This window comes from Serratia sp. AXJ-M, assembly GCF_046531865.1.
GTDB lineage: Bacteria > Pseudomonadota > Gammaproteobacteria > Enterobacterales > Enterobacteriaceae > Serratia > Serratia liquefaciens.
The window spans coordinates 72,903-87,124 of the sequence record NZ_CP059394.1 but is presented as its reverse complement, the minus strand read 5'-3'; the positions used below and the strand labels follow the sequence as shown (position 1 = coordinate 87,124).

11 protein-coding genes and 1 tRNA gene are annotated in these 14,222 nt (G+C 50.8%); 1 reads left to right on the top strand and 11 read right to left on the bottom strand.

Annotation, left to right across the window (positions count from 1 at the left end; translation table 11 throughout):
- Positions 1–2 precede the first annotated feature (2 nt).
- The 11 genes from H0S68_RS00370 to H0S68_RS00320 form a co-directional block, all read right to left on the bottom strand.
- Positions 3–725 carry a M48 family metallopeptidase gene (locus H0S68_RS00370; protein ID WP_410529479.1) on the bottom strand — a complete coding sequence of 241 codons (723 nt, stop codon included), beginning with the start codon at positions 723–725 and terminating at the stop codon, positions 3–5.
- Between the two features lie 18 nt (positions 726–743).
- Positions 744–4,022, bottom strand: a complete 3,279-nt coding sequence (locus tag H0S68_RS00365) for a type I restriction endonuclease subunit R (protein WP_410529080.1) — start codon at positions 4,020–4,022, stop codon at positions 744–746.
- Entirely contained in the window at positions 4,019–5,065 is a 1,047-nt protein-coding gene (locus tag H0S68_RS00360) for a virulence RhuM family protein (RefSeq protein WP_142109081.1), read from the bottom strand. Before H0S68_RS00360 ends, H0S68_RS00365 begins: the two co-directional genes overlap by 4 nt.
- Positions 5,062–6,237, bottom strand: coding sequence for a restriction endonuclease subunit S (locus H0S68_RS00355; protein WP_410529079.1), 1,176 nt, complete (start codon positions 6,235–6,237; stop codon positions 5,062–5,064). Before H0S68_RS00355 ends, H0S68_RS00360 begins: the two co-directional genes overlap by 4 nt.
- Positions 6,227–7,750: a type I restriction-modification system subunit M gene (locus H0S68_RS00350; protein WP_410529078.1), complete on the bottom strand. Its 1,524-nt coding sequence runs from the start codon at positions 7,748–7,750 to the stop codon at positions 6,227–6,229. The genes H0S68_RS00355 and H0S68_RS00350 overlap by 11 nt, the downstream gene beginning before the upstream one ends.
- A 6-nt stretch (positions 7,751–7,756) precedes the next feature.
- Positions 7,757–8,335, bottom strand: coding sequence for a restriction endonuclease subunit S (locus H0S68_RS00345; RefSeq protein WP_410529077.1), 579 nt, complete (start codon positions 8,333–8,335; stop codon positions 7,757–7,759).
- A gap of 39 nt (positions 8,336–8,374) precedes the next feature.
- Positions 8,375–8,656 (bottom strand): hypothetical protein, encoded by a 282-nt coding sequence (locus H0S68_RS00340; protein ID WP_410529076.1) that lies wholly within the window; start codon positions 8,654–8,656, stop codon positions 8,375–8,377.
- A 306-nt stretch (positions 8,657–8,962) separates the two neighbouring features.
- Positions 8,963–10,174 (bottom strand): tyrosine-type recombinase/integrase, encoded by a 1,212-nt coding sequence (locus tag H0S68_RS00335; protein WP_410529075.1) that lies wholly within the window; start codon positions 10,172–10,174, stop codon positions 8,963–8,965.
- Between the two features lie 244 nt (positions 10,175–10,418).
- Positions 10,419–10,513: transfer RNA gene (locus H0S68_RS00330), tRNA-Sec, on the bottom strand.
- Between the two features lie 102 nt (positions 10,514–10,615).
- Positions 10,616–11,962 (bottom strand): esterase-like activity of phytase family protein, encoded by a 1,347-nt coding sequence (locus H0S68_RS00325; RefSeq protein ID WP_234529110.1) that lies wholly within the window; start codon positions 11,960–11,962, stop codon positions 10,616–10,618.
- Between the two features lie 76 nt (positions 11,963–12,038).
- Positions 12,039–13,238 (bottom strand): cyanate transporter, encoded by a 1,200-nt coding sequence (locus H0S68_RS00320; protein ID WP_020824699.1) that lies wholly within the window; start codon positions 13,236–13,238, stop codon positions 12,039–12,041.
- A gap of 126 nt (positions 13,239–13,364) precedes the next feature.
- On the opposite strand from H0S68_RS00320, the gene H0S68_RS00315 reads away from it, so the two are divergent.
- Positions 13,365–14,219 (top strand): LysR family transcriptional regulator, encoded by an 855-nt coding sequence (locus H0S68_RS00315; protein ID WP_020824698.1) that lies wholly within the window; start codon positions 13,365–13,367, stop codon positions 14,217–14,219.
- Positions 14,220–14,222: the final 3 nt, after the last annotated feature.

The following is a 14,222-nucleotide window of genomic DNA, read 5'->3' as shown; positions in this document are numbered from 1 at the left end:
CATCACAAATCAGAAAATATCATCCCCGCCATCCCATCTAATCGCTTCTTGGTCTTCTCCCAGTCCGGCATAACCTGTCCCATGAGCCGGTAGAAGCGTTCACTGTGATTATGCTCGGCCAGATGGCACAACTCATGCAAGATAACGTAATCGATACACTCACGGGGGGCCTTCACCAGATTGGGGTTCAGAGTCACCCTTCCATTGGGGGAACAACTTCCCCACTGAGTCTGCATGGTAAGAATGCGCAATGGTGGTGAGTCACTGACCCATAGCGCTTGCTCCAGCATAGCGCTCAGCCTTCTGGAGAATACTTCCCGTGCACGGGCCTTATACCAGTCAGTCAGCAGCTGCAGGACCTTTTCAGCGCTCTTATGACGTAAAGTGACTTCCAGCTTGCCGCGCAACATTTTTACGCCTTGAGCATCAGAGGGAGCCACTATCACCTTAAGCATGTACTGTTTGCCCAAGTAATAGTGGCTCTCACCGCTGATATACTGCCGTGGCGTGATATATTCCAGCTGCTTACGGAAATCCCTCAGTTGCTGATAGATCCAGCGCCCACGCTTTTCAACAGCATTCAGAATCTGTTGGTCATCAGTATCCTGCGGTGCGGATACCACAACCCGGCAGTCAGGGTGAACTTTTATCAGAATGCGCCCATTCACCAACGGTCGGGGCTTACGCTCGAAGGTAATGCGTTCATCTCCGTAAATGAAGCTCATTACTCTTTCGTCCACGATTTACACTCCGCTCAGCCCTACACGGGTAATCTGTACGATCATTTCCACAATCTTTTTCGCCTGATCCATTCCGCCACCTATTGCCTTACACTCTTTAAACATCATCGGCAGAAGCTTCTTGCGGATGTCAGCCTCGATATTTTGCGGATTGATCGAGTTCTCAGCCACTGAGATATCAACCGCCTGGTCTACTTCAAAAGCAAGCTTCACCCATTTATCGATAACCTGAGGATCGGTAACAGCAAAAACCTCCGGCAGCACTTTTTTGTACACGCCGAAGTAAGCTTGCGCATGGTGATTACCGGCAAACACATCAGGTATTTCGTTCAGCCGCCGATCCTGTACTTGCTCCTCAAACTCACGAAATAGCATGTACTGCTTGAGAGGGTGATCAAACAGTTTTTCCGCCTCTTCAATAGCCAGACGCAGTAACTTCGAGAAGGCTTCCTGGGCATAAGGATCATCACGTAAATCCTGCTCAATCATGCGGGTTACACGGGTTTTGATAATATCCGTTTCGTTACGGGTTTTATCCTCGCCCCACTCTTCGGGCCGCTGTCCCATTTTGCTGACTTCATACACGCCACCAGGCTCGCGGACTTCTACGCCAACAACATGTTTATCCAGCAGCTTTTTAACCTGTTCGGTGTACTGATCATAATCTACCGTCTCTCCGGCATCCTGCTTTACCAGCTGGCGCAAGCTGGTAAATTGCCTCAGCGTCTCTTTATAGTGCTGGCGATCTTCTTCGCTGAAACTCTTATCCTCAAAGAAGGTAGCCGACTGCAACGCCACTTTCAGGCAGCTGGCAAATTGTGTGAGTGCCTCATAAAAATCTTCACGGACTTTAAGATGAACATCAACCATTTCGCCGTACTTTTCTTCCGTGCGCGGCACCAATACCTGACGCAACTGCTCAATATCGTTTTTGTTTTTTACACCCGCGAAAATCGCCCACAGATTTTTATACAGCTGGGGAAGGCGCTTGTACTCCGTACTCATCTGGCCGTACAGCCCCACCAAATCATCAATATCAAATCCGCCCTGCGTGCGGGATGCCAGCTTCTGGTAATCCTCAATGGTGGTATCCAGCTCCTTGAGGATGCCCCGATAATCAATTAGCAGACCAAATTTCTTCTTAGGATGAAGGCGGTTAACGCGGGCTATTGCCTGAATCAGGTTATGCCCTTTAAGAGGCTTATCGATGTAAAGCACGGCATTTTTGGGTTCATCAAAACCGGTAAGTAACTTATCGACCACAATCAGTAGCTTCAGCGAATCATCTTTATCAAAACGATCGATGACATTGCGCGTATAAACCTGTTCATCCTGAGAGCCGACGTTATCTTTCCACCATTTGGTCACATCAGGGATACCAGATTCATCCACCTCGGTATTCCCTTCACGCGTGTCAGGCGAACTAATGACCACTGCAGACTCAAACAGCCCGGCTTCATCAAGATACTTTTTGTATTTTATCGCTGCTGCTTTACTGTCACAGGCGAGTTGCCCTTTCAAACCATCATCAATGTTTTTAACAAAATGGTTAGCGATATCTAGCGCAATTAGGTGAATGCGATCATCAGCGTTATAGACCTGCCCTTTATTAGCAAACTTGCGCTTTAAATCGGCTTTTTGTTTATCCGTTAACCCCTCGGTGATACGGTCAAACCAGCTATCTATCGCTCGTTCATTCACGTTCAGTTCGGGTGGGCGCTCCTCGTAAAGAAGCGGGGTTACGGTCTTGTCCTCCACCGCACGCTGCATGGTGTAAGCATGAACGATGGGGCCAAATTTATTCGTGGTCTTATCATCTTTCAGCAACGGCGTACCGGTAAAAGCAACAAAGGCCGCGTTGGGTAGAGCCAGCTTCATACGTTGATGGCTCTCGCCACCGTGACTGCGGTGGCCTTCATCAATTAGCACAATGATATCGGGGCTGGTATTCACGCACTCGGGCAGGCGGGTGGCCGTGTTAAATTTCTGAATCAACGAGAAGAGAATGCGCTCAGTACCCCTGCCAATCTGTTCGGCTAAACGTTTGCCAGAGGTGGCAATGGCATCCGCTTTATCCCTTTTACCGGCCAGTTCCCCGGTTGAGATAAAGGTGCGACTGAGCTGGTTTTCCAAATCGACGCGATCGGTCACCACGACGATGCGACACTGCTTGAGCGTTTCACTCAGAATCAGCGCTTTGCTTAGGAAAACCATAGTCAGTGATTTACCCGAACCTGTGGTATGCCAGATGACCCCACCGTTGCGGCTGCCATCAGGGTTCTTCGTTTCAATACGCTGTAGCAGTCGTTTGATACTGAATACCTGCTGATATCGGGCAATGACCTTACCGGCTTTCTTATCAAACAGCGTGAAGAAACGAGCCATATCCAGCAGGCGCTCGGGTAACAGCAGACTGATAAGCAGCTGGTCCTGGCCCGTTAACGCCAGCTCGCCCCCTGCAATCAGGTTCTGATACCATTCCAGACAGGCAACCGGTCGATGGCTGAAGATTGATTCCATCTGCTGCGCGGTAAGTTTGCGGTTTTTGATGGCAAGCATCTCCAGATCGGAGATATCTTCTTCCCGCCATGTAGCCCAAAATTTGGTCGGTGTTCCGCAAGTTCCGTAACGTCCATCATGGCCGTTTATCGACAATAAGATCTGGCTGTAGGCAAACAGTCGCGGAATTTCATCATGACGCTGGTTTCGCAGGCTTTGAGAGATCCCTTCGTCAATAGTCGGCCCTTTTTTAGCATTGCCATCCGGACGCTTAGCCTCGATAACGACCAACGGAATACCATTCACAAAGCAGATAATATCGGGCCTGCGTGCCTCAATGCCGTTAGCGCGTGTCACGCTGAACTCTTCGGTGAAAACAAAGCTGTTGTTCTGCGGGTTGTTCCAGTCGATCAACGATATAGTCGGGTTCGCCCGTTTGCCATCAATAAACTCCGTCACTGAGATGCCGTACAACAGGTGGTTGTACAAGTGCTCATTGGCGGTAATCAACCCCTGGTTTAATGCCGGGCTGTTAACTTCGGCAATCAGGCTATCAATCGCTTTGTCAGAAATGGCATGCTCTTTACCGGCAAAGATAAACGTCCTCTTGGCTAACTGTTCACGCAAAATCTGGTTCAAGACCACCTGATCTGCCTTGCCTGCTCGCGCAGACAAGGCTTGCTGAGGTGAAATATAGGTCCAGCCTAAATTACTCAAGAGAGCCAGCGCCGGGAGCTTGGCGCTATACTCTTCCTGGAATTTTGGCGCGATTTGCATGCTCATGATGTTCCCTTATCTTTATCGGCTTTCCAGTTCAGTAGCTCGGTAATATCCTTTTCACCCTCGGCCTCTTTTAACAAACGCCGCTGCTCTGCAAATCGTGCATATTCGCCCTGAGCTTTTTCATCTGCCATTTTCTTACTGACAGTGCCCGCGCCCTGGAGCACATGACGGTCGTTGAACTGCAAGAACTGATCCAGCTTCTCCTGCCAGTCCTGCAAAAAGACCTGCTGGCGGCGCAGTGCCTGATCTTCGGCATAGTCCAGCCACATATTCACCACACGGTTCAACTCACTGACCTCTTTCTGGGTCAGGTAGTTTTTAGCGACTGTGACATCGCCTTTTCGCACGTCATTGCCTTTATAGCTGGTGAGCCCCATATGAGGTTGGCTGGCATCTGCCCGCTGGTGGATTAGCTCAGCGGCTGTACGCCCGGTGCAGGCAAAGTGCAGCTTATTCTGGATGGTTTGAAAGAAAAGAGTCGTCTCTTTAAGAGACGGCTGGTAGTCAGCGGCCAGCGCGAAAATCTCCCGTACCCGCAGATAGACTCTCCGCTCGCTGGCACGAATATCGCGGATGCGTTCCAGCATCTCGTCAAAGTAGTCGGGAACCACAGAAGAGCCGACGGGCGGATTCTTCAACCGCTCATCATCCATCACAAACCCTTTAATCAGATATTCCTGCAAGGTTTGCGTGGCCCACTGGCGGAACTGAGTCCCCCGAACTGAACGAACACGATAGCCAACGGCCAGTATAGCTTCGAGGCTGTAGTGCTCTATCTCTCTGGAAACCTGACGCTTTCCTTCCTGGCGAACTATCCGGAATTTCCGGATAGTTGAATTTTGACCAAGTTCGCCTTCTGAAAAGATGTTGATCAGGTGCTCGTTGATGGTGCGCACATCTTTATCGTATAGCTCAGCCATAGATGCCTGAGTGAGCCAGAGCGTATCTGACTGAAATCGGCATTCAACACGTGCGCGACCATCTTCGCTTTGGAACAGCAGGAATTCACCTGCTGGAGGTTGAGGTAAGTGTTTATCAGTCATGCGGCGCCCACCTTAACCCGGCGTTTACCGGTGAGCAGTTGCTGCATCAGGGCTTTTTTTTCTTGTTTTAGATAGTGGAGTTTTTGTTGTAGTAGTTCAATTTCTTGGTCTGCATTGGAAAGAATTGAAGCGATCTTTTTTTGTTCTTCCAAGCTCGGTAATTTAATTTTTAGTTGCTTAATATCATCGCTATTTATTGATTCAAATGTACTACCTTGAGACAGTGCGCCCCATCGTGGTTCAAACCAGAGAAACCACTGATAAAGAAAGTTTTGGCTGAATCCCAACCTTGCCCTCATAGCAGAAATCCCCCTTCCTATGCATGCCTTATGACTGGATAATGCTACAGTTCCAACTGGTGCCCTGACGCTCAACAAAATATCCCCAACATCACATTCCTTAGTGATTTCGGTTGTAAAAATACGTGGGGCGGATCTTCTATTTTTTATATCAGCATTACCTTGGATCAGCGGAAGTCCATATCCATTCTCATTGTATGCCCCAGATTTTGGCGAAGAGCCCATTTGAACCATAGCTATATCTGACAACTCATGGTGCTTCCATTTTTCAGTAAACTCTGAAAAGCGATCCCTGCCAGTGAGTATTTTTTTCATCAGGGCTTTTTTTTGCCGCTGACGGTTGGCTAGCAGTTTCTCAGAGGTTGCAATAGCCTTATCCCAGGTAGAAAGGATCTGGGCGATTTTTTTTTGCTCAAAAAGTGGAGGTACTGGAACCTGAATTGATTTTACTATTCCAGCACTTAGATTTTCTTGACTACCACTATTAGACATTTCTCGGATATGCTCATACTGGCTTATCAGGAATTGATAGTAATAATCAATTTCATATCCTTCCTTCAGAAGAATTGCTGCACATGCCTGATTAGTTGTTGCCTCTATCCCTAGCTTTGCAACTTGTCCTCGGGTTTTACCTTGCCCATACATTGCCATAAGAATGGTATTTTTGGGGAATAGCTTTGCTGATGAGTTATTTAATCCGTCTACTGTTATCTTCTCTGCAGTATCAAAAATCGTTTTAAATTGGACTTCAGCTGTAGTAACCCAAGGAATATTACCATTCCAATAGGACGCATTTTTACGACTTGGCGTTCCCCCTGAAGAGACTGTAGCGATTTTTTCAATTGTACTTAATTGCCACCCTTCAGGCACCATAACCCAACTCCTCAAGATACTTCACCATCTCCATTTCCAGCTCAGCCATCTGTACTTGCAGTTGCTGACGTTCGGCGCGGACCGCCATCAGATCGATTTCTTCTTCTTCTTCAAAAACATCAACATAACGTGAGATATTCAAGTTGTAGTCGTTATCGCGGATCTCCTGCAGGCTGGCAAGATAAGCATATTTTTCGACGTTATCACCTTCACGGTAGGTTTTAACGATTTTGGTAATATTTTCCGGACTTAGCTGGTTTTGATTTTTACCTGATTCAAAATCACGACTGGCATCGATAAACAACACGTTATCGTCCACTTTACTCTTTTTAAAAATCAGGATTGCCGCAGGTATGCCTGTACCGAAAAACAGCTTTTCTGGCAAACCAATCACCGCATCGAGAAGATTTTCGTCTATCAACTTCTGCCGAATTTTTCCTTCGCTGGAACCACGGAACAACACGCCATGGGGAACCACCACCCCCATACGTCCGGTCTTTGGCTTCATGGTTTCGATCATATGCAGGATAAACGCATAGTCGCCCTTGGTTTTAGGCGGCAGACCACGACGAAAACGACTGAACTGGTCGTCAGAAACATCATCAATTCCCCACTTCTCCAGTGAGAAAGGTGGGTTGGCGGTTACCACGTCAAACAGCATCAGGTTGGCATTTTTATCGAGTAGCCTAGGGTTGCGGATGGTGTCCCCCCACTCGATTTTGTGGTTATCTTCCCCGTGCAGGAACATGTTCATTTTAGCCAGCGACCAGGTTGAACCAATCGCTTCCTGTCCATAAAGCTCGTAATTCTTACTATGGTGTTTCTCAGCAACCCACTTACCACACTTCATCAATAGTGAGGCAGAGCCACAGGTTGGGTCACAGATAGATTCCCCTGGCTGTGGGTCAAGTAACGCTGCGAGAAGATCTGACACTTCGGGTGGCGTGTAGTACTCTCCAGCTTTCTGGCCGCTGTTAGCCGCAAACTTACCAATCAAATATTCATAAGCGTTACCAATTACATCTAACCCACCCACTCGACTGGGCTTAAGGTTCAGCTCTGGATGAGTAAAATCTTCGAGTAGCTGCTTTAAAATCAGATTCTTTTGTTTCTCATCGCCAAGCTTATTAGTATTAAACGATATTTCCTGGAACACACTCTTGCTGCCATCTTTCAGTTTATTGCCGTTAGCTTCTTCAATCGAGCTCAAAGCAATATCGATGCGCTCTCCAATCCTTGGTTCATTGCGACTAGTATAAAGAGCATAAAAACTGGCATCTCGCGGAAGAACAAAACGTTCGTTCTTCATCATCTCTTCAATCAGCTCTGGTTCATCGCCATACTGGGCTTTGTAGCCATCATAGTGATCCTGCCAGACATCCGAAATGTACTTCAGAAACAGCATAGTAAGAATGAAATCTTTGTAAGTATCCGGGCTGATGGTGCCACGGAAAGTGTCACATACGCCCCATAGAACGCGGTTGATGCGGTCCTGATCGATCATATTGCTCATAACAAGTTAATCCTTAAGTAGTTTTTGCAAAATACCAACTTCAAGCTGGCTACGGTTGTTTTGTAGCTTCTTTATTAGATCGTCTTCGTGATGCCATATGCGTTGAAGCTGGCCGATCTGATGCTGCGTTTCTATCGTGGGTACAGGTATGGATACTTGCATTAATGCTGCTTTAGTAATCAACTGGATGTTCGAACCACTACGCTGAAACTGCAGCTGAATCATTGGTTGGTTTAGGACCCACCCCAAATACTCTGGAACAAAATCACTCTCTTTCTTTTTAAGCGTGACAACCAGAAATTGGTTGGTTGCAACGACAGGAATATCCCCACGGTAAACGGCAGCGGTATTGCGATTCCCTCGAGCTGCAACCACAATTTGGCCGTGTTCCAGCAGAGGTGGTAAAGCATTTTGTTCCCAGGCAATCGCAGGTAAAATGTCAGGATCCCACTGCCAACCCAACTCGATATCTTTAATCTGTAAGATGCGGACATCCCCTCCGGGTACTGGCGTTATTGCCTCCCGTAAGGTGTAGCCTGAACGGATATCTGCAATCTCACCTAATTTCTTTAGGGATGTCGGCATATAGTCCTCTGGTTATCGCACCTTCCTTGGCGCACTTTTTTAAAAAGCAGTCGTAACTGATTGGCTCCCGAGCCAATCAGAAATTTCTTTGGATAATCCATATCCAGCCCATTCCCACTGCAAACGAGTGACTAACAGACCATCGTCACTATCCATAACCGCTTTGAGATGATCACGTACCTGCACAGCCGACTGGTTTGTAACGATAATCCAGGTAGATTCGAGAGGATGACACCAGGTTCCGTAGGACTTGATGCGCTCAACTAGTGAGGAATAGTCTTTCTGCTTACGCAGATCGTAGTTGATTTGATATACTGACATAGATGTTATCTCCTGATTTTCGACGTTGGGATTTATATCATCGCGACAGGTTGCAGCCTGTCGCACCACCACACCATTATCTATAGAACAAGTACTGCAATAAAAGCGTGGTCGATTTGTTTATCATGGAGCAAAAAAAATAAGCCGTCAACAATTAAAATAAATGCAGTACAAACTCTATAGATAACACCTCAGAGGTTTTGTACCGAGTCATTGACGATAAAAACTGACTATAATTTGCGCGATCAATCTTTTTAAGGCTGCTTAGGTATCGAAATGAATGCATTATTGTATGTTTCTAACACTCTATTTTTGCAAAAATTCACAGGTTCTGACTGATCCATTAATCGTCAATCCATCAATGTAATCCCCATACCACTGCATCATCTCCCGTCTTCCCTCCAGGTAATGCGCGTGGTTGTACGTACCACGAATCGCGTTCTTATCCACATGAGCAAGCTGCGTCTCTATCCATGTCGAGTTGAACCCCTGCTCATGCAAGATCGTGCTCATCGTGTGGCGAAAACCGTGCCCTGTCAGCCTCCCCTTATAGCCCAGCAGCTCAATCACCTGATTAACGCTTTCCTTTGAGATCGGCTTTGTCCGGTCATTTCTTCCAATAAATACCAACGGATACATTCCGGTAATCGGCTTCAGCGACTGAAACAGCTCCACAACCTGCTCCGACAGCGGAACGATATGGGGCCGTTTCATCTTCATCACCTCAGGAGGGATCTCCCAGAGGCGTTTCTCAAAGTCGATATCTTCCCAACGCGCAAAGCGTAGTTCCTGGGTACGAACCCCCGTCTGCATGATGATTTGCGTCGCCGTTTTAGTGATCACACTGCCGGTGTACCCGGCCAGATCCTTGATGAAATATGGAAGTTCTTCTGCGGTAAGGAAGGGAAAGTGGGTTTTCTTTGGCGTTGCCAAGGCAGTCGCCAGATCGGGAGCCGGGTTGTATTCCGCACGCCCGGTCACAATGGCATAGCGAAACACTTCGCCACAGCGCTGGCGCACTTTACGCATCTTCTCCAGCGCACCGCGTTTCTCCAAACGCCGGAGCGTTTCAAGCAGCTCCATTGGCTTAATCTCAGCTATCGGGCGTCGGCCAAGATAAGGGAATATGTCCTTCTCGAAGGTATCAATGATTTCATCGCGATAACGTAAAGACCAACGATCGGCCTTTTGCCTATGCCACTCGCGGGCAATAGCCTCAAACGTGTTTTCAGTAGAGAGTTTTTGCGCGAGTTTATCCGCCTTCTTCACCTCACCCGGATCGCCCCCGGCGGCCAAGACTTTGCGCGCCTCGTCTCTCTTTTGACGTGCATCGGCTAAAGAGACATCCGGATAAACGCCGATCGACAGCATCTTTTCCTTGCCGACAAAACGGTACTTCAGTCGCCAGTATTTTGAGCCATTCGGTTTGACCAGCAGATACATACCGCCACCGTCAGTAAGCTTGTAAGCCTTTTCCGTCGGCTTGGCCGATTTCACCTTGATATCCGTTAGTGGCATAGCATCTCCATTGAAAATATAAGCAGCGGCTTCATGTATTGGCACAGCCAAATCAGAGGGAAAGGGGGATACAGCATGTTCTGGGGGTGCCAAAAAAGAGCATACAATTTTACACCCCCTAAAGCACCCCCAAAATTTTATTGATACAGGTAGAGCTCAGTTGAGTTATGGAGACAATAATGAGCATTTAATCCAGTAATTACGGGGGTTTTGTTGAGTTCAGGAGAGCGTGAGAGATACTGATTGGCGGAAGATCACAGGAGTCGAACCTGCCCAGGACCGCTGGCGGCCCCAACCGGATTTGAAGTCCGGCCGCCCCACCGGGGACGAGGATCTTCCTTCGGGAGTCAGAAGCAAGAGCCTGATTATAGCGCAGTTTATCCTTAGCGCTAAGAGGGAAATAGCGGCGGCCCCCGGCAACAATGCCGGAGGCCGGCAGAATTACGGCTTCAACAGATCTTTGACGTCCAGCAGGATAAATTCATTGTCATCCGCCACATTCGGCTGGCGGCTGGAGGAGAACGGGAAGTTATTGTCGTTACCGACAATAATATGACTGCCGTCCACCACGTCGACGTTTTCAATGGTGAAGAACGGGAAGGTCAGCACACCGTTGTTCAGCGGTTTGCGCGCCAACTTGTTCGGGTCCTGAATGTTCAACAGGTCGATATAAGCCAGTTTATCGACCGGTTTGCCGACGTTGGCATCAGAAAAAGCGATTTTATATACCCGCTTGAACTTCGCCACCTGGCTGAAGCAGTTGTCGGTTGGCGCACCCGCAGCGCAAGCTTTGTCCGGCGTACCTTCGCCATTATCACGCTCAATCACCAGACCATGGGTAGCGTCGATCATATTGAAATCGCCGATGGCGTTCTGGTTGTCTTCCAGCACGTACTGCCAGCTGCGGCCAGTCCAGGCCTGCTGTTTCACGTCAAATTCCAGCACCCGCAGGTAACGTTTTCCATCGCGGTTTTCAAACTTTTCGCCATCCCACAGCGCGCCCTCAAGCAACGGGTACAGCTTGCTGCCGTCCGGTGATGCCGCCATGCCCTCAAAACCCTTGGAACGCGCCACCTGGAAGTTCTGTTTGCCATCCGGTGCACCCGGTAGGGTCAGCGTCGGGTTATCCGGCGATTTGACTACCTTGCCGTCCACCTTGGTGTCGAACACCGCCAACACCTTACCGTCCAGATCGGCCTTGATCAGGTAAGGGCCAAATTCATCGCCGATCCACAGGGCATTGTCGGCGAACTGGAAGCTTTCCGGGTCGAAGTCACTGCCGGTCAGGTAACGCTGGTCGGTGCTCTCATTGACGATATGGAACGGCACTTTCTGGTCAGGATCGTGCAGGAATACCGTTTTCAGCGGCGTCACCGTGCCGTTGTCAAAGTCGATTTTGTAGTGATTGAGGTACAGCATCGCATCCGGTGAGTTGGCTTTGCTGCCGAAGCCGTTGTCGGTCAACACCCAGTAGGTGCCGTCAGGCATGTGCTTGATACCGGAATGGCCCTGAAGGGGTTGGCCCGCGATCGGCAGGCCGATACCGGTCATGCGATCGGCGGATTTTCCCGCCACGCTGCCCAGTTCCGTCACGCGTTTGCCGCTGGTGTACTTACCGCTTTGTTGCAAATCGGTGGGAGCATCCTGTGGCGCCGCAATACTGGATTTTACCGCCAGTATCGCATGCCCGGCCAGCGTCGCAGACACCGGTTGGGCGTCAGCCCACAGGTTACCGCTCAGCGCCATACAGCCAGCCAACAGCGCCAGACGAGTTTTGGTGATGTGCATGTCATGGTTCCCTTTTTGTTGTTATCGCCCAGAAGTAAAAGCAACGTCACTATAGGGAGCCGCAATGACAGAAATATTATTCGGCGAACGCTCGCCGGTAGCTGTGCGGATGGAAGCACCAGGTGATGGCGATAAGCACCACCACCAGCAGTGCGTGAATTTGCCAATCGAGCACAAAGCCACCGCTGTAATCACGCAACAGGCCGGAAATGTACGGCGTCGTACCCGCCAGCAGGAAGCCGATACCCTGCATAAACGCCACCAGTCGCCCCGCCGCCGCCGGGTGCGGAATATGGTCGAGTGCCAGCACCAGACACAGCGGGAACGCACCGCCCAGCCCCAGGCCGGAAAGCAGTACCCACAGCCAAGGCAGCGTTTGCGGCAGGTAGATAAGGCCGATGAAACCTGCCAACTGCATGATCAGCGCCAGCAACAATAGCGGACGGCGGTCCGTAGCGCGCGCCAAGGCGGGCAACAGCAGCGCCCCCACGACCTGGCCGAAGGTCATCAGCGCCAATAGCGATCCACTGGCCTGCGGCTGCCAGCCGAGCTGCATGTAATAAGGGGGGAGCCAGGCGATCAGGCTGGTGTAGCCGCCATTAATCAAACCGAAATAGGCACCGAGCAACCAGGCGCGACGGCTGCACCATAAGCTCGGTCCGCGAGCAGTACCGGATGGCGTCAGGCGTGCCAAACCTCGGCTGACGGGCCACCAGGCGATCAACGCCACCAGCGCCGGTGCTGCCCACCAGGCCAGCGCGCTATGCCAGTCATGGCCAACACTCATCAGCCAGGGGGTAATCGCCGCCCCCAGTCCACCGCCGCCCATCAGCGCCGCCGACCACAGCCCGGCCACCAACGCCATCTGCTTGAGAAAATGATGCTTGATAATACCGGGCATCACCGCCTGGATAACGCCAATTCCCAGCCCGCCCAGCACCGCACTCAACATCAACTGCGTGCTGCCCGGTGCCAGCTCGCGCCAGGCAGCACCCAGGCCAATGGCCAGCAAACTCAGGACAACGCTGGTGCGTTCACTGAACAAACGGTTGATGGCACCGCCAGCCAACGCCATCAGCCCCATCATCAACACCGGCAAGGTGGTCAGCAGGGCCGCGCCGCCAAAACTCAGCCCGGTAGCCTGGCGCAGCGTCGGCAGCAGCGGGCCAATAGACGTCAGCAACGGCCGCATATTCAAGCCAATCAGCACCAGTACCCACAGCAGGGGATTGAACCAGCGGCGTAAGAAAGGGGGAGCAATAAAATGATTTAACACGGTCTATTCCTGAACTTCCGGGGTGAAGAGTGCGACGTCACAACCTGTACGCCGCAGCGTTGCATTACTCTAGGCAACGCCGCTAGTATTGGGAAATTAAATAATAAAATAGCCAGCAGTGGGAAAATGAATCGCTACCCGATGTTCAATCCGCAGTTATTGCTCAGCTTTGTCGCCGTGTGCGACAGCGGTAGCTTCACCCGCGCCGCGGACCGGGTATTTTTATCGCAGTCTACCGTCAGCCAGCAGGTGCGCCGGTTGGAAGAGATGCTCGGTAAACCGCTGTTTGAGCGCTCCTCTCATCAGGTGTTGCTGACCGAGGAAGGCGTCAAACTGTTGAGCTATGCGCGGCGGATCATCGCGCTGAATGAAGAGGCACACGACGCCCTGACCGGTATCTGGCGCGACGGCGTACTGCGGTTGGGGATGCCGGAGGATTTCGCGGCGCCGACTACTGAACTGCTGGCGGAATTCAGCCGGGCGCACCCGCACCTGCGGCTGGACGTCACCAGCGGCCTGAGCGCCGATCTGCACAGCGCCTATGCCCGTGAAGAACTGGACCTGATCCTGGTGAAACAGCGTCGTAGTCAACCTCCGCGCGCCGCCAGGCCGGAGCCGCTACTGTGGCTGGATAGCCTGGCCTTTCCGGCCATCGAACAATCCCCGGTACCGCTGGCGGTGTTCCCGCTAAATGGCCTATACCGCGATGACCTGTGCCAGGCGCTGGATAACCTTGGCAAGCGCTGGCGCATCGGCTACAGCAGTGCCAGTCTGGCGGCTCTCACCGCCGCATCCGCCGCCGGGTTGGGCGTCACGCTGTTGCCAGCGAGCTGTCGCTTGCCCAGCCACCGGGTGCTCGGCATCGCCGAAGGGTTACCGCCGATCGACAGCATCGAACTGGCGCTGTATTACCGCGACGGTGCCCCCGCCGCCACCCCGGCACTGGCTGAACGGCTGAAGGCGTTTTGCGGATTGGTGTGAACA